Origin of the sequence: Streptomyces sp. NBC_01476, from assembly GCF_036227265.1 — a bacterium.
Classification (GTDB): Bacteria; Actinomycetota; Actinomycetes; order Streptomycetales; family Streptomycetaceae; genus Actinacidiphila.
In genome coordinates this window covers 1,269,817-1,285,658 of the sequence record NZ_CP109446.1, presented here as the reverse complement: position 1 = coordinate 1,285,658, position 15,842 = coordinate 1,269,817, and the positions used below count along the sequence as shown (strand labels likewise).

Here is a 15,842-nt window from a genome sequence, read left to right as displayed (position 1 = left end):
AATTGCCCCTCAGCCTCAGTAGTCCGGCCTCTGCCCAGCTCACGCAGTGCCCCGCGTCCCCCAGGAGAACCTCGCGTGTCCGTCAAGCCCATCCGCCTGTTCGGCGACCCGGTGCTGCGCATGACGGCGCAGCCGGTCACCACCTTCGACCTGGAACTGCGCAACCTGGTCCGGGACCTCACCGAGACCATGCAGGCCGCCCCGGGCGCGGGGCTGGCCGCCCCGCAGCTCGGCGTCTCCCTGCGGGTGTTCACCTACTTCGTGGAGGGGGAGCTGGGACATCTGATCAACCCCGACCTCACCCTCACCGACGAGGAACAGGACGGCCCCGAGGGCTGCTTGTCGCTGCCCGGTCTCACCTACGACTGCAAGCGGGCCTTCGGCGTCGTCGCCAAGGGCTTCAACATGTACGGCGACCCGGTCACCATCGAGGGCACCGAGCGGCTGGCCCGCTGCATCCAGCACGAGACCGACCACCTGGACGGCATCATCTTCATCGACCGGCTCGACACCGATCAGCGCAAGGCCGCGCTGAAGGCGATCCGGGAGGCGGAATGGGGCGGGGAGCAGGCACCCCAGGTCAAGATCTCGCCGCACGACACCTTCGGCCGCGGCATGTGAGTCCGCGGCGCGTGCAGGCCGGGCCGGCACCGCCCCGGCTCCCATCCGTGTTCCGCGCACCGTACCGAGAGGCACCCCCCGCACGATGAGGCTCGTCTTCGCCGGCACCCCCGAGGCCGCCGTACCCGCTCTGGACGCTCTGCTCGCCTCCGACCGGCACGAGGTGGCCGCCGTGGTGACCCGGCCCGACGCCGTCGCCGGGCGCGGCCGCAAACTGCTGGCCAGCCCGGTGGCGGAGCGGGCCGCCGCGGCCGGGATCGAGGTGCTCAAGCCGGTCCGGCCGCGCGACGAGGACTTCCTGGCACGGCTGCGGGAGATCGCCCCCGACTGCTGCCCGGTGGTGGCGTACGGGGCGCTGCTGCCCAAGGTGGCGCTGGACGTGCCCGTCCACGGCTGGGTCAACCTGCACTTCTCGTTGCTGCCCGCCTGGCGCGGGGCCGCGCCGGTGCAGCACGCGGTGATGGCCGGCGACGAGGTGACCGGCGCGTCCACCTTCCTGATCGAGCAGGGTCTCGACTCCGGGCCGGTCTACGGCGTGATCACCGAGGAGATCCGGCCCACCGACACCAGCGGCGATCTGCTGGAGCGGCTGTCGCACAGCGGCGCGCGGCTGCTCACCGCGACCATGGACGGCATCGCGTCCGGTGACCTGGTGGCCCGGCCGCAGCCCGCCGAGGGGGTCACCGTCGCGCCCAAGCTCACCGTCGAGGACGCGGCGGTGGACTGGGCCGCCCCCGCGCTGCGGATCGACCGGCTCATCCGCGGCTGCACCCCGGCGCCCGGGGCGTGGACGCTCGCCGCGGGCGAGCGCCTCAAGCTCGGTCCGGTGACCCTCGCGCCGGACCGGACCGACCTGGCGCCCGGCGAACTCGCGATCGGCAAGAACACGGTGCATGTCGGCACCGGCAGCCATGCGGTCCTCCTGGGGGAGGTTCAGCCGCAGGGCAAGAAGCGGATGGCCGCTGCCGCGTGGACCCGTGGCACCCGGCTCGCCCCCGGCACCCGCCTGGGCTGAGGCCCTGGCCCCGAAGGGGCGCGAGGGACCGCGTTGAGCGACCGGACAGGCCAGTCGCCCGGAGACGGCCGCGGCGGGCTCCGCGCATGGACCCGGTCGCCGCCGCGGCGGCCGGTCGCGTGTTTTCCGGGGTTCGTCCGGGGGCGCCCCAGTGCTCCCGAGGGGGCACGGCCGGTGGAACGGGGCGGGTTAGGCTGGACGGCGACCACGGACCGTAAGAGAAAAAGCGGAGCACCTTTCACGTGACCCAAGCACCCGGGCGCCGCCCGCAGGGCAAACCGTACCGCCGGCCGCAGCGCGACCCCGTGCGGATCCTCGCCTTCGAGGCGCTGCGCGCGGTCGGGGAACGGGACGCCTACGCCAACCTCGTGCTGCCCGGCCTGCTCCGCAAGGCCGAGGAGAAGGCGGTCAAGGAGAACCGCACCTTCGACCGCCGGGACGCCGCGCTCGCCACCGAGCTGGTCTACGGGACGCTGCGCCGGCAGGGCACCTACGACGCCGTGATCGCCGCCTGCGTCGACCGGCCGCTGCGCGAGGTGGACCCGCCGGTCCTCGACGTACTCGCCCTCGGCACCCACCAGTTGCTCGGCACCCGCATCCCCTCGCACGCCGCGGTCTCGGCGACCGTGGACCTCGCCCGGGTGGTGCTCGGCGACGGCCGGTCGAAGTTCGTCAACGCGGTGCTGCGCAAGGTCGCCGCCCAGGACTTCGACGCCTGGCTGGCACAGGTCGCGCCCCCCTACGACGAGGACCCCGAGGACCACCTGGCCGTGGTGCACGCGCACCCGCGCTGGGTGGTCTCCGCGCTGTGGGACGCCCTCGGCGGCGGCCGGGCCGGGATCGAGGACCTGCTGGCCGCCGACAACGAGCGGCCCGAGGTGACCTTGGTGGCCCGCCCCGGGCGCGCCACCCCCGCGGAGATCGCCGGCTCGCTGCCCGACGGCAGCACCGAACCGGGCCGCTGGTCGCCGTACGCGCTGCGCCTTGCCGAGGGCGGCGACCCGGCGGCGGTCGACGCGGTCCGCGAGGGGCGGGCCGGTGTGCAGGACGAGGGCAGCCAGCTGGTGGCCGCCGCACTCGCCGCGGCCCCGCTGGACGGCCCCGACCGGCGCTGGCTCGACGGCTGCGCGGGCCCCGGCGGCAAGGCGGCGCTGCTGGCCGCGCTCGCCGCCGAGCGCGGCGCCCTGCTGGTGGCCGCCGAGAAGCAGCCGCACCGGGCCCGGCTGGTCGGCCGGGCGTTGGCCGGCAACCCCGGCCCGTACCAGGTCGTCGTCGCCGACGGCACCCGTCCGGTCTGGGTGCCGGGCTCCTTCGACCGGGTGCTGGTCGACGTGCCCTGCACCGGTCTCGGCGCCCTGCGCCGCCGTCCGGAGGCCCGCTGGCGGCGGCGCGCCGAGGACGTCGCCGGGTTCGGCCCGCTGCAGCGCGGCCTGCTGGCCGAGGCGCTGCGGGCGGTGCGGGTCGGCGGCATCGTCGCCTACGCCACCTGCTCCCCGCACCTGGCCGAGACCCGCGCCGTGGTCGACGACATCCTCCGTGGCGACCAGGCCCCGGACGCCGAACTCATCGACGCCCGGCCGCTGCTGCCCGGTGTCCCCGTGCTCGGGGACGGCCCGGACCTCCAGCTGTGGCCGCATCTGCACGGCACCGACGCGATGTACCTGGCGCTGCTGCGCCGCACCGGCTGACCGGCGCTATCGCCGCTCCACCGGTATGCCGGCCGGCTCCGGCGCGGGCGGCGATGGTGCCCCCGCCGCGCCGAGCCGGCTCGCGCCGCCCGCACACCAGATGTGCTACTCGTCCAGCTTCGCCCGCCATGAGTGCGATCCCCCTGATCCGCTCGTGGTGTCCCCCGTCTGCCTTCCGCCGCGGGGGCGGGAAGACCGGCCAGAAGGCAAGCATGGCAGGACTCTCGGACAGCCGTGCGAAAGCCTGTGGACAACTCCTCCGGCGTATCGCGCGGGACCGCGCGCCGCCCGCCGTGCGCCCGCGTGGACCGCGCTGCACCGGCGGCCCGGAATCTGATTTGCTGGCCGTATGACCGTGCAGATCAACCCCAGCATCCTGTCCGCCGACTTCGCCCGGCTCGCCGAGGAGGCGCAAGCGGTCGAGGGCGCCGACTGGCTCCATGTCGACGTGATGGACAACCACTTCGTCCCCAACCTCACGCTGGGCGTTCCGGCCGTCGAGGCACTGGGCAAGACGACCGGGATCCCGCTCGACTGCCATCTGATGATCGAGCAGCCCGACCGCTGGGCACCCGCCTATGTCGAGGCGGGCGCGGGTTCGGTCACCTTCCACGCCGAGGCCGCGGCGGCCCCGGTCCGGCTGGCCCGGGAGATCCGGGCGAAGGGCGCCAGGGCGTCGATGGCACTCAAGCCGGCCACCCCGGTGGAGCCGTACGAGGACCTGCTGCCGGAGCTCGACATGCTGCTGATCATGACGGTGGAGCCCGGCTTCGGCGGCCAGGCGTTCCTGGACATCATGCTGCCCAAGATCCGCCGCACCCGGGCGCTGATCGAGCGGCACGGACTGGAGATGTGGCTCCAGGTGGACGGCGGTGTCTCGGCCGAGACCATCGAGCGGTGCGCGGAGGCGGGGGCCGACGTCTTCGTCGCCGGGTCCGCGGTCTACGGTGCTGACGACCCCGCGGCGGCGGTCCGTTCGCTGCGTGCACAGGCCACCGCGGCCCGCGCCCACTGAGCCCGCCCGTCCCGGGGGCGACGGCCGGGGAACGGGCCCGCGACCGTCCGGCGAACGGGTACGGACACCGGGCCGGTGCACCGGAAGCTACGCGCCCGTAACCTTGGGGATCTGGGAGGATGAGCGCTGAGCGGATCAGATGGGCGACTGGGGAGAGGCGACGTGAGCACAGGCCGCGCACAGCTGCGTATGGGCCCTGGCGAGATGGTCCAGGCGGCGGCGATGGCACGTCGCTTCTATCTGGAGGGCAAGTCGAAGATCCAGATCGCCGAGGAGTTCGGGGTCAGCCGCTTCAAGGTGGCCCGGGTGCTGGAGACCGCCCTCGAACGAGACCTGGTGCGGATCGAGATCCGGGTGCCCGCCGAACTCGACGCCGAACGCTCCGACGCGCTGCGCGCCCATTACGGGCTGCGGCACGCGGTGGTCGTGGAGACCCCGGCGGACCAGGCGGACGCGCCCGACCCGGAGAATCTGGGCGTGGTCGCCGCCGGTCTGCTGGGCGAACTGGTCAACGACGGTGATGTGCTCGGCCTGACCTGGGGCCGGTCCATCATCACCATGGCCAACGCGCTGGAGCACCTGGCGCCGTGCACGGTGGTCCAGCTCACCGGTGTATACGACGTCGGCACCACGGAACGCGGCTCGGTGGAGGCGGTACGCACCGCGGCCGCGGTCTCCGGCGGCGAGGCGCACCCGCTGTACGCACCGATGGTGCTCGCCGACTCGGCGACGGCCACCGCGCTGCGCTCGCAGAGCCAGATCGCGGCCGCCATGGGCTATTTCGACAAGGTGACCGTCGCGGTGGTGTCCATCGGCTCCTGGGAGGCGGGCATCTCCACCGTCCACGACGCCCTCACCGACGCCGAGCGCGAGCACTACGCCGGTCTCGGCGCCGCCGCCGAGATGTCCTCGCACCTGTTCGACGCGCAGGGCCGCCGGGTGGGCCGCGACCTGGGGGAGCGGTGCATCACCATCGACGCGGACCGACTGCGCCGGATCCCGGAGGTGCTGGCCATCGCGGGCGGCATGCGCAAGGCCGCGGCCATCGACGCGGTGCTCCGCTCGGGTCTGGTCACCAGCCTGGTCACCGACACCGCCGCCGCGGACCATCTGCTGCACTCCACCGGGCCGGCGCTGCGTCCCGCCCTGGACCGCGCGGACCCCGACGGGTCCTGAACCGCCGGGCGCCGGTGGGCGCGCTGCCGCCGTGGCGATGATCACGTGTGGCAGCATCGGCGCATGCTCGTGCTCGACCTGGCCGGTGTCGCCGACCGGCAGTCCTTCATGGACCGCTGCATCGCCGACCTGCGTCTTCCCGACTGGTTCGGCCGTAACTGGGACGCGCTCGCCGACTGCCTGACCGACCTCTCCTGGTGGCCCGCCGAGCCCGGCGGCCGGGAGCTGCGGGTGCGCAACTGGCAGGACTGCGCGGCCTCGATGCCCCGCGAGTGGCGGATCATCAAGGAGATCCTGCGGGACGCGGAGGTCTTCTGGCGGCACACCGACGCCGAGCTCTTCATCATCCTGGAGGACAGCTGACCCGGCCGCGAACCGGCCGTGAACGGCTGGCCCGGGCCGCGAACGCCCGGGGACGGCTGACGACGGCCGCGGCCGGCCGCGGGGCAGCCCGCCCCGCGGCCGGCCGATCGCCGGAGACGGCTCAGTAGCCGCCGCCTGAGGGCTGCTGCGACGTGCTCTTGGTGATCTGCTTGCCGTTGGTGCCCACGACGTACCACTTGGCGCCGAAGGCGTTCTGCCCCTGTCCGTTGGTCTGGCCGGCCTTGGTGTCGCCGGCGAACCGGTAGAGCGGGTGGCCGTTGTAGGTGGCCTGCTTGCTGCCGTCGCTGCGGGTGGCGGTGGAGAGCAGGCTGCCCTTGACCCCGCTGCCCGCGGTCGGCTTGCCCTTCACGATCAGCGGAGGCCACGCCGAGGCACACGCTCCGTTGCAGGTGGACTGGTTCTTCTTCTTGTCCGCCTGGAAGAGGTAGAGGACCTGGTTCTTGCTGGTCACCAGGATCGTGCCCAGATTCCCCTTGTGCGAGGCCACCGTCACCGACGCGGCGTCCGCCGCGGCCTCCGGCGCGACCGAGGTGGCGGACGCGCTGCTCGACGCGCTCTTGCCGCTGTCGGAGCAGGCGGTGGCGGCCGCGGCCACGAGTACGACGGCGGCTGCTGCGGTGACTGCTCTGGCGTGGTGCCTCACGGGGACTCCTCTGGTCCGGGCGGCCCTGGCGGGCGGCTGACGGCCCGCCGGATCGGGGCCGCGCATCCCCACTGAACGACAGCGCGGGGGCACCGACCAGCCGGGCGGAGCCGTCCGGGGTACCTCTCCGGGAACGCGGCGAGGGCGGGCCGGGAGCCGGCGGAAGCCACCACCGTGAGGACCCGCGGCCGGCCGGAGGAACAGTGACCGCCCGCGGATGCGCCACGAAGGGCGGACATCGGGGATGATGGTCAGAATGCGTTTCCTCAATGATGTGCAGCCCGCGTACGACCTGACCTACGACGATGTCTTCATGGTGCCGCGCCGCAGCGCGGTCGGTTCCCGGCAGGGTGTGGACCTGCGGTCCCCCGACGGGACGGGCACCACGATTCCGCTGGTCGTGGCGAACATGACCGCCATCGCGGGCCGCCGGATGGCCGAGACGGTCGCCCGCCGCGGCGGCCTGGTGGTCATCCCGCAGGACATCCCGATCCAGGTGATCACCGAGGTGATCGGCTGGGTCAAGCAGCGCCACCTGGTGCTGGACACCCCGATCACGCTGGCACCCGGCCAGACCGTCGCCGACGCGCTGGCGCTGCTGCCCAAGCGCGCGCACGGCGCGGGTGTGGTGGTCGACGACGGCCGCCCGGTCGGTGTGGTCACCGAGTCCGACCTCACCGGGGTGGACCGCTTCACCCAGCTCTCCGAGGTGATGTCCAAGGACGTCTTCCGGGTGGCGGCGGACATCGACCCGCGGGACGCCTTCAACCGGCTGGAGGCCGCGCACCGCAAGTTCGCCCCCGCGGTGGACGCGGACGGCCGGCTGGCCGGCATCCTCACCAGGACCGCGGCGCTGCGCGCCACCCTCTACGAGCCCGCGGTGGACGGCCGGGGACGGCTGCGGATCGCCGCCGCGGTCGGTATCAACGGCGATGTGGCAGGCAAGGCCAAGCAGCTGCTGGAGGCCGGCGTGGACACCCTTGTGGTGGACACCGCCCACGGTCACCAGGAGTCCATGCTCACCGCGGTCCGTGCGGTACGCGGCCTGGACCCGCAGGTGCCTGTGGTGGCGGGCAACGTGGTGGCGGCCGAGGGCGTACGCGATCTGATCGAGGCGGGCGCGGACATCATCAAGGTGGGCGTCGGCCCCGGCGCGATGTGCACCACCCGGATGATGACCGGCGTCGGCCGCCCGCAGTTCTCCGCGGTGCTGGAGTGCGCCGCCGAGGCGCGCAGGCACGGCAAGCACGTCTGGGCCGACGGCGGGGTACGGCACCCGCGCGACGTGGCGATGGCGCTCGCCGCCGGCGCCTCCAATGTGATGATCGGCTCCTGGTTCGCCGGTACGTACGAGTCACCCGGTGATCTGCAGCAGGCCGCCGACGGCCGGTTCTACAAGGAGTCCTTCGGTATGGCCTCGGCCCGCGCGGTGCGGAACCGTACCAGCGAGGAGTCGGCGTATGACCGGGCCCGCAAGGGGCTCTTCGAGGAGGGCATCTCCACCTCGCGGATGTTCCTCGACCCGTCCCGGCCGGGCGTGGAGGATCTGATCGACTCGATCATCGCCGGGGTGCGCAGCGCCTGCACCTACGCGGGCGCCGCCTCCCTGGAGGAGTTCGCCGAGCGGGCGGTGGTCGGCGTGCAGAGCGCGGCCGGTTACGCGGAGGGTCAGCCGCTGCACGTCAGCTGGCAGTAGCCATGCCCCTGAACGAGCTGGATGAGCGGATCGTCCACGCGCTGGCCGCCGACGCACGCCGCTCCTACGCGGACATCGGCGCCGAGGTCGGCCTGTCGGCGCCGGCCGTCAAACGCCGGGTGGACCGGCTGCTGGCGGCCGGCGCGATCACCGGGTTCACGGTACGGGTCGACCCGGCGGCGCTCGGCTGGCAGACCGAGGCGCTGGTCGAGCTCTACTGCCGCCACAACACCTCGCCCTCCGACATCAGGCGCGGCCTTGCCCGCTATCCCGAGGTGGCGTCGGCCTCCACGGTGACCGGGGAGGCCGACGCGGTGGTGCAGGTCTTCGCCGCCGACGTCCGGCACTTCGAGCAGGTGCTGGAGCGGATCGCGGGGGAGCCGTTCGTCACCCGGACGAAGTCGGTGCTGGTGCTCTCGCCGCTGCTGCGCAGGTACGGGGCCGGGAGCCCGGACTGACCTCCGGCAGCGTCCAGGGCAGCCACACGATGGAGTGAATGTCGCTTTTGAGGTGATTGTTTTGTTTCGGGCTGTCTGGCGTGGTTAGTCGCATGGATGAGGCCAAGGCCAGATCGGCCCCGGCAGTCCAAGGAGGCGACATGATCACGCGCGACCAGATACCCCAGGTCGTGGGCCATCCGGTCCATGATTCCCAGGGGAAGAAGATCGGCGACGCCAAGCACATGTACCTGGACGACCGCACCGGCGAGCCGGAGTGGGTCACCGTCAAGACCGGCTTCTTCGGCAACAACGAGACGTTCGTGCCGACGCGTGCCGCCCGCCTGACCGAAGATCACCTGGAAGTCCCGTACGACAAGGACCAGGTGAAGGGTGCGCCGAACGTCGACGTCGACTCGGGCGGCCACCTTTCGGTCGAAGAGGAACGCCATCTGTACAGCTATTACGGGATGGAGAGCCGGGGCGCGGGCGGCGACAGCGGAACGCCGGGAGCCGAGGCGGGGACGGCCGGGGCGGCAGGCGCGGGCGGAGCCGCCGGCATGCGCAAGGAGTCCGGCCAGGACATGGCCGGCGAGCGGACGTCCGCCGAGGGGATGAGCGGCAGCGAAGCGGGCGTGGGCAGCGGCTCCGCCGATTACGCGGCCGGCCGCACCGGACCTGCGCAGCGCCTCTCGGGCATCGAGGACGACGCGATGACCCGCTCCGAGGAGGAGATGCACGTCGAGGTCGAGCGCCGCACCGCGGGGCGGGCCCGGCTGCACAAGTATGTCGAGGTCGAGGAGGTCGAGCAGACCATCCCGATCCGGCACGAGGAGGTACGGCTCGAACGCGAGCCGATCACCGAGGAGAACCGCGGCGCCGCCCTGAAGGGGTCGGAGATCAGCGAGGCCGAGCACGAGGTGGTCCTCCACGAGGAGCAGCCCGTCATCGACACCCGGGTGGTCCCCAAGGAGCGCGTCCGGATGCGCGTCGAGGAGCACGTCGAACAGAAGACGGTGCACGGCCGGGTCCGCAAGGAGCGTATCGAGACCGACCTCGCCGACTCCGACACCGCCGAGAAGTCCGCGCCCTCAGCCGACCAGGGCCGCGACGACCCCCGATTCCGCTAGGGGTCCGGCACCGCTCGGCAGCACCCCGGCCCCGGCCGGCCCGCACGACGGGCCGCCCGGGGCCGAGGCGTGTCACGGCCGCGCCGCCACCCCCGAGGACCCGCGCAACGAATCGCCGTAAAGGGTTCCGAAGACGCAACGAATCGCTCTGCCGGCCGCAATGTTCGCGGCTTCCGCCGGGTCAGGGCGCCGCGTACCGTCGAGGGGGATTCACCACCCCCACCTGACCTGGCGGAAGAGGCCCCATGGCACCGTTGCGCGTCGCGCTGCTGCAGGGCCCCCCGGGAGTGCCCGGCGCAGTGGCGGAGAGCCTGGCAGCACTGGAGCGGGCCGCGCGCACCGCGGTGGGCCGGGGGGCGCGGCTGCTGGTGACCAGCGAACTCTTCCTGACCGGCTACGCGGTCGGCGGCCGGATGGCGGAGCTGGCCGAACCCGCCGGCGGGGCCTCCGAGCAGCGGGTGGCGGAGATCGCCGCCCGGCACCGGATCGGCATCGTCTACGGCGCCCCCGAGCGGGACGGCGACGCCGTCCTCAACACCGCGCGGTTCGTCGGCGCCGACGGCCGGCTGCTGGCCGCCTACCGCAAGACCCATCTCTTCGGTGAGTACGAGCGCGAGATCTTCCGCCCGGGCGCAGAACCCGTCGTACAGGCCGGCTTCGACGGCGTGCGGATCGGCCTGCTGATCTGCTACGACGTGGAATTCCCCGAGACGGTGCGCGCGCACGCGCTGACCGGCACCGAGCTGCTGGTGGTGCCCACCGCGCTGATGCGGCCGTACGACTTTGTCGCCCACACCCTGGTGCCGGCCCGCGCCTACGAGAACGGTCTGCACCTCGCCTACGTCAACCGCTGCGGCCCTGAAGGCCGTTACGACTTCGCCGGGCTGAGCTGCCTGGCCGGACCCGACGGCGCCGTCCGGGCCCGGGCCGGCGGCGGCGCCGAACTCCTCGTCGGCGACGTCGACCCCGCGGTGCTGCGGGCCGCCCGCGCAGAGACCCCCTATCTGTCCGACCGCCGGCCCGAGCTGTACGGCGCGCTCACCCGGAGAACCACCCCATGACGTCCGTGCCCACCGCCGTCCACGACGAGCAGCACATCGAGGCGCAGGCGCAGCCGCCCATCACGATGTTCGGCCCCGACTTCCCCTTCGCCTACGACGACTACCTCGCGCACCCGGCCGGCCTCGGCGCCGTCCCGCCCACCGAGCACGGCACCGAGGTCGCGGTCGTCGGCGGCGGGCTGTCCGGCCTGGTCACCGCGTACGAGCTGATGAGAATGGGACTGCGGCCGGTCCTCTACGAGGCCGACCGGATCGGCGGCAGGCTGCGTACCGTCACCTTCGACGGCTGCGACCCCGGGCTCACCGCCGAGATGGGCGCGATGCGCTTCCCGCCGTCCTCCACCGCCTTCCAGCACTACGTGGACCTGGTCGGCCTGGAGACCAGGCCGTTCCCCAACCCGCTGGCACCGGTCACCCCCTCGACCGTGGTGGACCTCAAGGGTGAGAGCCACTACGCCACGTCGGTGGACGACCTCCCCGAGGTCTTCCACCAGGTGATGCGTGCCTGGAACACCTGCCTGGAGGACGGCGCCGACTTCTCCGCGATGCAGCGTGCGCTGCGCACCCGGGACGTGCCGGCGATCCGCGCGATCTGGTCCCCGCTGGTCGAGAAGCTGGACAACCAGACCTTCTACGGCTTCCTCTGCGACTCCCCGGCCTTCCGCTCCTTCCGGCACCGGGAGATCTTCGGCCAGGTCGGCTTCGGCACCGGCGGCTGGGACACCGACTTCCCCAACTCCATCCTGGAGATCCTGCGGGTCGTCTACACCGGCGCCGACGACGACCACCGCGGCATCGTCGGCGGCAGTCGGCAACTCCCCCTGCGGCTGTGGGAACACCAGCCGGACAAGCTGCTGCACTGGCCGCGCGGCACGTCGCTGCGTTCGCTGCACGGCGGCGAGCCACGGCCCGCGGTCACCGCGCTGCACCGCACCGCGGGCAACCGGATCACCGTCACCGATTCGTCCGGCGACATCCGCGGCTACCGGGCGGTGGTCTTCACCGCGCAGAGCTGGATGCTGCTGTCCAAGATCGCCTGCGACGACTCGCTCTTCCCGATCGACCACTGGACCGCCGTCGAGCGGACCCACTACATGGAGTCCAGCAAGCTCTTCGTGCCGGTCGACCGCCCGTTCTGGCGGGACAAGGACCCGCGGACCGGCCGGGACCTGATGTCGATGACGCTCACCGACCGGATGACCCGCGGTACGTACCTGCTGGACGACGGGCCGGACCGTCCCGCCGCCATCTGCCTGTCGTACACCTGGGCCGACGACAGCCTCAAGTGGCTGCCGCTGAGCGCGCACGAGCGGATGGAGGTGATGCTGACGTCGCTCGGTGAGATCTATCCCGGGGTGGACATCAGGAAGCATGTGATCGGCAATCCGGTGACCGTCTCGTGGGAGAACGAGCCGTACTTCATGGGGGCGTTCAAGGCGAATCTGCCGGGGCACTACCGCTACCAGCGGCGGCTGTTCACGCACTTCATGCAGGACACGCTGCCCCCGCAGAAGCGGGGGATCTTTCTGGCCGGGGACGACATCTCGTGGACCGCGGGGTGGGCGGAGGGCGCGGTGCAGACCGCGCTCAACGCGGTGTGGGGCGTGCTGCACCACCTCGGCGGCGCCACGGATCCGCTCAACCCCGGCCCTGGGGACGTCTACGAGGAGATCGCGCCGGTGCTGCTGCCGGAGGACTGAGGCGGTCAGTCGCCCAGCGGGGTGAGCAGGAAGCGGCCGACCAGGCCGACGCCCGCGTCGAGCCGGGTCACGCACTCGTCGTAGGCGTCGTCGGTCTCCCGCAGCGCCCACAGCAGCCGGGCCGCCGCCCAGGCCGCGTCCCTGGCCCGCTCCAGGCTCCACGCGCCCACCACATGGGTCAGCGGGTCGGCGAGCTCCAGTACGTCGGGGCCGGGCATCAGCTCCTCCCTGACCCGCTCCTCGATCGCGGTCAGCACGTCGCCGATCCGGTCGAAGTCGCCTTCCAGCGTGCGCAGTTCGAGATCGCCCGCCCGGCAGGTGTCCACCACCGCCAGCGCCAGGTCGTGGCCGATGTGCGCGTTGATCCCGGCCAGCGCGAACTGGACGGGACGGATGCCGCGGTGGCCGCGGAGCCGCAGCAGCGGGCGCCAGCATGCGGGCGGGCGCCGGCCGGCGATGTCGTCCTCGATCGCGGCGAGGTAGCGGCCCGCGAACCGTACGGCCAGCTCGCCGGCGGCGTCCTGGTCGGCGAACTCCCGCGCGGCCAGGCGCCGCCGCACCTCCTCGGTGACGGACAGATACACCCGGTTGAAGACCGCGACCCCGTCCCGGTGCGGCAGCGCCGCGTTGAGGCTCCGCATCCGGGAGAGCACCTGGGCCACGTCTGCCGGGTCGGGGCGCCGTGCGGTCGTCATCCCCCCAGCGTGCCGCCCCCGGCCCCGCCGGCCCGGCGGCGGCACACCCCGGCCCCCCGAAATGGTGAACACGGCCGCTGCGGCACGCCCGGCAGCGCTCCAAACGGCGCGGGGGCGGTTATCCGGGGAGTAATGCTCCCTGGACAGCGCCTGGCCGCAGGGCCCGCGCGGCCGCATCCTGGAAGGCGTGAACCCTCCGGACCTCGCCGAATTCCTGCGCCGCTGCCGTTCCCGGCTGGCCCCCGCCGACGTGGGTCTCACCGGCGGCGCCCGGCGGCGCTCGCCCGGGCTGCGGCGGGAGGAGGTGGCCCGGCTCGCCGGGATGTCGGCCGACTACTACACCCGGCTGGAACAGGGCCGTGCCTCGCGCCCGTCCCGGCAGATGCTGACCGCGATGGCCCGGGCGCTGCGGCTGACCGCCGGCGAGCGGGACCGCCTGTTCGTCCTGGCGGACGAGGAGCCGCCGCGGGAGGCAGGCGGCTGCGGGCACGTCCGCCCCGGCCTGCTGCTCGTCCTGGACCGGCTCCACGACACCCCGGCCGAGGTGGTCACCGAGCTCGGGGACGTACTCGCGCAGAACACGATGGCCGCCGCGCTCTTCGGCGACATCTCGGCCCGTGCGCCGCGCGACCGCAACCTCGTGCGGCGGCTGTTCACCGACCCGGACGCGCTCGCCCTCATCCCGGCCGCGGACCACGAGGCGCTGGCCCGCGAGCACGTGGCGCACCTGCGGGAGCTGCTCGCGGCCCGCCCCGGCGACCCGCGGCCGGCCGCGCTGGTCGCCGAACTCCTCGCGGCCAGCGCGCTCTTCGCCCGGCTGTGGGACGGCCCCGGGGCCCTCCCACGCCCCTGCGACGTCCGACGCCTGCGGCACCCGGTGGTCGGCGAACTCGTGCTGGACCGCGAGGTGCTGCTGAGCTCCGGCCACGACCAGCGGCTGATCGTGCACAGCGCCCGCCCCGGGACCGCCTCGTACGAACGGCTGCGGCTGCTGCGCGTGGTGGGACTGCAGGACCTCACCGCGAGCTGAGCGGCGCCCGGGTTCCCCGGCCGCTGACGGGCCCAACTCCCCCTGCCCGTACGGGTGATGGCGGCGCGCCTGTGCCATGGCGTATTCCCGCGGCATGATTTCGCGCCGCCCGTCTCCAACCGGCCGGGACGGGCGGCTAACGTAATGACCACGGTCCGGCGGGCTCGATTCCCCCGTGCGTGCCCGCCGGACCCTTATCCGTACTGCTTGCGGGCCCGGCCCCGGCCGGGTGACCCGCGGGGCCTCTGCCCCCGGGACCACCCCGTATCCCCGCACCGCCTTGACCGCCGCCGGCCCGGTCAGTCCACCGCGCTCCTGCTGGGCACCGGCGACGACTCGGAGCCGGCGGGCGAGGGGATCAGCGTCCTCGGCGGCGGCCTCAGTACCCCGGCGCCCAGTACCAGGCCCAGCGTCAGCACCGTCACCAGGGTGAAGGAGACGGAGAGCGAACTGGCGCCCGCGATCCCGCCGATCGCGGCCGGCGCCACCAGCCCCGAGGTGTACGTGACGGTGGCGACACCGGCTATCGCCTGGCTCGGCACCGGCCCGCGCCGCCCGGCGGCGGCGAAGCAGAGCGGGACCACCACCGAGACGCCCACGCCCACCAGGGCGAAGCCCGCGATCGCCGGGACCGGGCTGTGCGCCAGCACCACCATCGTGCCGCCGATCGTGGCCACCACCCCGCCGGCCCGCACCGCGGTGACCGCGCCCAGCCGGCGGACCACGAAGTCGCCCAGCAGCCTGGCCGTCGCCATCGTGCACGAGAAAGCGGTGTACGCCAGTGCCGCGACCGCCGGTGAGGCATGGGCGATGTCCCGCAGATAGACCGCGCACCAGTCGGAGGTGCCGCCCTCGGCGAAGACCCCGCAGAAGCCGACCGCGCCGATGACCAGGGCGGCGCGCGGCGGCAGCGCGAACCGCGGTGGTGCCTCCTCGTCCTCCGCCGGGTGGATGTCGGGCGCGCCCGCGCAGACCAGCAGGCCGACCACCAGCAGCACCGCCGACACCAGGCCCAGATGGACCCGGGCGTCCAGCCCGGCGTGCGCGGCCGGCACACCGACCGCGGCGCCGATCAGGGTGCCGACGCTCCACATCCCGTGCAGCCCGGACATGATCGACTTGCCCTTGATCTCCTCGATGCCGACCCCGAGCGCGTTCATCACCACATCCGCCATGCCGGCGCTGGCGCCGAAGAGCAGCAGCGCGAGGCAGAGCCAGGGCAGTCCGGGCGCGAGGACCGGCAGCGGGAGGACCACGCACCACAGACCGAGCAGCATCCGCAGCGCGGTCCGGGAGCCGAACCGGTGCATCAGCCGGCCGGCCAGCGGCATCAGCAGCGAGGAACCGATCGCCGGGCAGACCAGGGCAAGGCCCAACTGGCCCGCACTCAGGTGCAGATGATCCTTGAGCCAGGGGATACGGGTGGCGAAGGTGCCGTTCGCCGCACCGTGCACGGCGAAGGCGACGGCGATGGTCAGGTGGGCCCGGCGGGCCGAAGCGGGGGCGCGCCCGGTGGCGTCAGCGCTCTGCATGGCCGGTAAACTATCAGGA

15 protein-coding genes are annotated in these 15,842 nt (G+C 73.3%); 12 read left to right on the top strand and 3 right to left on the bottom strand.

Features of this window, described 5'->3' with window-relative positions; translation table 11 throughout:
• The first annotated feature begins 75 nt into the window (after window positions 1-75).
• From def to OG552_RS05565, 6 genes are all read left to right on the top strand, one after another.
• Entirely contained in the window at window positions 76-621 is a 546-nt protein-coding gene (gene def, locus OG552_RS05590) for a peptide deformylase (protein WP_329130078.1), read from the top strand.
• Between the two features lie 85 nt (window positions 622-706).
• Window positions 707-1,636 carry a methionyl-tRNA formyltransferase gene (fmt, locus tag OG552_RS05585; protein ID WP_329130077.1) on the top strand — a complete coding sequence of 310 codons (930 nt, stop codon included), beginning with the start codon at window positions 707-709 and terminating at the stop codon, window positions 1,634-1,636.
• 242 nt (window positions 1,637-1,878) lie between these two features.
• Entirely contained in the window at window positions 1,879-3,324 is a 1,446-nt protein-coding gene (locus OG552_RS05580; RefSeq protein WP_329130076.1) for an RsmB/NOP family class I SAM-dependent RNA methyltransferase, read from the top strand.
• A gap of 349 nt (window positions 3,325-3,673) precedes the next feature.
• Window positions 3,674-4,339: a ribulose-phosphate 3-epimerase gene (gene rpe, locus OG552_RS05575; protein WP_329130075.1), complete on the top strand. Its 666-nt coding sequence runs from the start codon at window positions 3,674-3,676 to the stop codon at window positions 4,337-4,339.
• A 162-nt stretch (window positions 4,340-4,501) separates the two neighbouring features.
• On the top strand, window positions 4,502-5,515 hold the full coding sequence (locus OG552_RS05570) for a sugar-binding transcriptional regulator (protein WP_329130074.1): 1,014 nt from the start codon (window positions 4,502-4,504) through the stop codon (window positions 5,513-5,515).
• A 63-nt stretch (window positions 5,516-5,578) separates the two neighbouring features.
• Entirely contained in the window at window positions 5,579-5,878 is a 300-nt protein-coding gene (locus OG552_RS05565; protein WP_329130073.1) for a barstar family protein, read from the top strand.
• 121 nt (window positions 5,879-5,999) lie between these two features.
• Here OG552_RS05565 and OG552_RS05560 read toward each other — a convergent pair whose 3' ends face one another.
• The gene (locus OG552_RS05560) at window positions 6,000-6,542 is read right to left on the bottom strand and encodes a COG4315 family predicted lipoprotein (protein WP_329130072.1); all 543 of its coding nucleotides are present in this window, start codon (window positions 6,540-6,542) and stop codon (window positions 6,000-6,002) included.
• A gap of 247 nt (window positions 6,543-6,789) precedes the next feature.
• On the opposite strand from OG552_RS05560, the gene OG552_RS05555 reads away from it, so the two are divergent.
• The 5 genes from OG552_RS05555 to OG552_RS05535 all read left to right on the top strand — a co-directional run bounded on the left by OG552_RS05555 (window position 6,790) and on the right by OG552_RS05535 (window position 12,566).
• On the top strand, window positions 6,790-8,238 hold the full coding sequence (locus OG552_RS05555) for a GuaB1 family IMP dehydrogenase-related protein (RefSeq protein ID WP_329140561.1): 1,449 nt from the start codon (window positions 6,790-6,792) through the stop codon (window positions 8,236-8,238).
• Window positions 8,239-8,240: 2 nt separating this feature from the next.
• The gene (locus tag OG552_RS05550; protein WP_329130071.1) at window positions 8,241-8,696 is read left to right on the top strand and encodes an Lrp/AsnC family transcriptional regulator; all 456 of its coding nucleotides are present in this window, start codon (window positions 8,241-8,243) and stop codon (window positions 8,694-8,696) included.
• Between the two features lie 140 nt (window positions 8,697-8,836).
• Window positions 8,837-9,805, top strand: coding sequence for a PRC and DUF2382 domain-containing protein (locus OG552_RS05545; protein WP_329130070.1), 969 nt, complete (start codon window positions 8,837-8,839; stop codon window positions 9,803-9,805).
• A 245-nt stretch (window positions 9,806-10,050) separates the two neighbouring features.
• Window positions 10,051-10,866 (top strand): carbon-nitrogen hydrolase family protein, encoded by an 816-nt coding sequence (locus OG552_RS05540; RefSeq protein WP_329130069.1) that lies wholly within the window; start codon window positions 10,051-10,053, stop codon window positions 10,864-10,866.
• Window positions 10,863-12,566: a flavin monoamine oxidase family protein gene (locus OG552_RS05535; RefSeq protein WP_329130068.1), complete on the top strand. Its 1,704-nt coding sequence runs from the start codon at window positions 10,863-10,865 to the stop codon at window positions 12,564-12,566. Before OG552_RS05540 ends, OG552_RS05535 begins: the two co-directional genes overlap by 4 nt.
• 5 nt (window positions 12,567-12,571) lie before the next feature.
• Here OG552_RS05535 and OG552_RS05530 read toward each other — a convergent pair whose 3' ends face one another.
• Window positions 12,572-13,261 carry a DUF5995 family protein gene (locus OG552_RS05530; RefSeq protein WP_329130067.1) on the bottom strand — a complete coding sequence of 230 codons (690 nt, stop codon included), beginning with the start codon at window positions 13,259-13,261 and terminating at the stop codon, window positions 12,572-12,574.
• Window positions 13,262-13,448: 187 nt separating this feature from the next.
• On the opposite strand from OG552_RS05530, the gene OG552_RS05525 reads away from it, so the two are divergent.
• Window positions 13,449-14,291: a helix-turn-helix transcriptional regulator gene (locus OG552_RS05525; protein ID WP_329130066.1), complete on the top strand. Its 843-nt coding sequence runs from the start codon at window positions 13,449-13,451 to the stop codon at window positions 14,289-14,291.
• A gap of 299 nt (window positions 14,292-14,590) precedes the next feature.
• On the opposite strand, the gene OG552_RS05520 is transcribed toward OG552_RS05525, so the two are convergent.
• On the bottom strand, window positions 14,591-15,823 hold the full coding sequence (locus OG552_RS05520) for an MFS transporter (RefSeq protein ID WP_329130065.1): 1,233 nt from the start codon (window positions 15,821-15,823) through the stop codon (window positions 14,591-14,593).
• Between the last annotated feature and the right edge of the window lie 19 nt (window positions 15,824-15,842).

What these genes read in the sequence shown, in the direction of transcription:
- fmt (WP_329130077.1), top strand. Translation starts at nt 707, where the DNA reads ATGAGGCTCGTCTTCGCCGGCACCCCCGAGGCCGCCGTACCCGCTCTG.
- rpe (WP_329130075.1), top strand. Translation starts at nt 3,674, where the DNA reads ATGACCGTGCAGATCAACCCCAGCATCCTGTCCGCCGACTTCGCCCGG.
- OG552_RS05565 (WP_329130073.1), top strand. Translation starts at nt 5,579, where the DNA reads ATGCTCGTGCTCGACCTGGCCGGTGTCGCCGACCGGCAGTCCTTCATG.
- OG552_RS05555 (WP_329140561.1), top strand. Translation starts at nt 6,790, where the DNA reads ATGGTCAGAATGCGTTTCCTCAATGATGTGCAGCCCGCGTACGACCTG.
- OG552_RS05550 (WP_329130071.1), top strand. Translation starts at nt 8,241, where the DNA reads ATGCCCCTGAACGAGCTGGATGAGCGGATCGTCCACGCGCTGGCCGCC.
- OG552_RS05545 (WP_329130070.1), top strand. Translation starts at nt 8,837, where the DNA reads ATGATCACGCGCGACCAGATACCCCAGGTCGTGGGCCATCCGGTCCAT.
- OG552_RS05540 (WP_329130069.1), top strand. Translation starts at nt 10,051, where the DNA reads ATGGCACCGTTGCGCGTCGCGCTGCTGCAGGGCCCCCCGGGAGTGCCC.
- OG552_RS05535 (WP_329130068.1), top strand. Translation starts at nt 10,863, where the DNA reads ATGACGTCCGTGCCCACCGCCGTCCACGACGAGCAGCACATCGAGGCG.
- OG552_RS05530 (WP_329130067.1), bottom strand. Translation starts at nt 13,261, where the DNA reads ATGACGACCGCACGGCGCCCCGACCCGGCAGACGTGGCCCAGGTGCTC.
- OG552_RS05520 (WP_329130065.1), bottom strand. Translation starts at nt 15,823, where the DNA reads ATGCAGAGCGCTGACGCCACCGGGCGCGCCCCCGCTTCGGCCCGCCGG.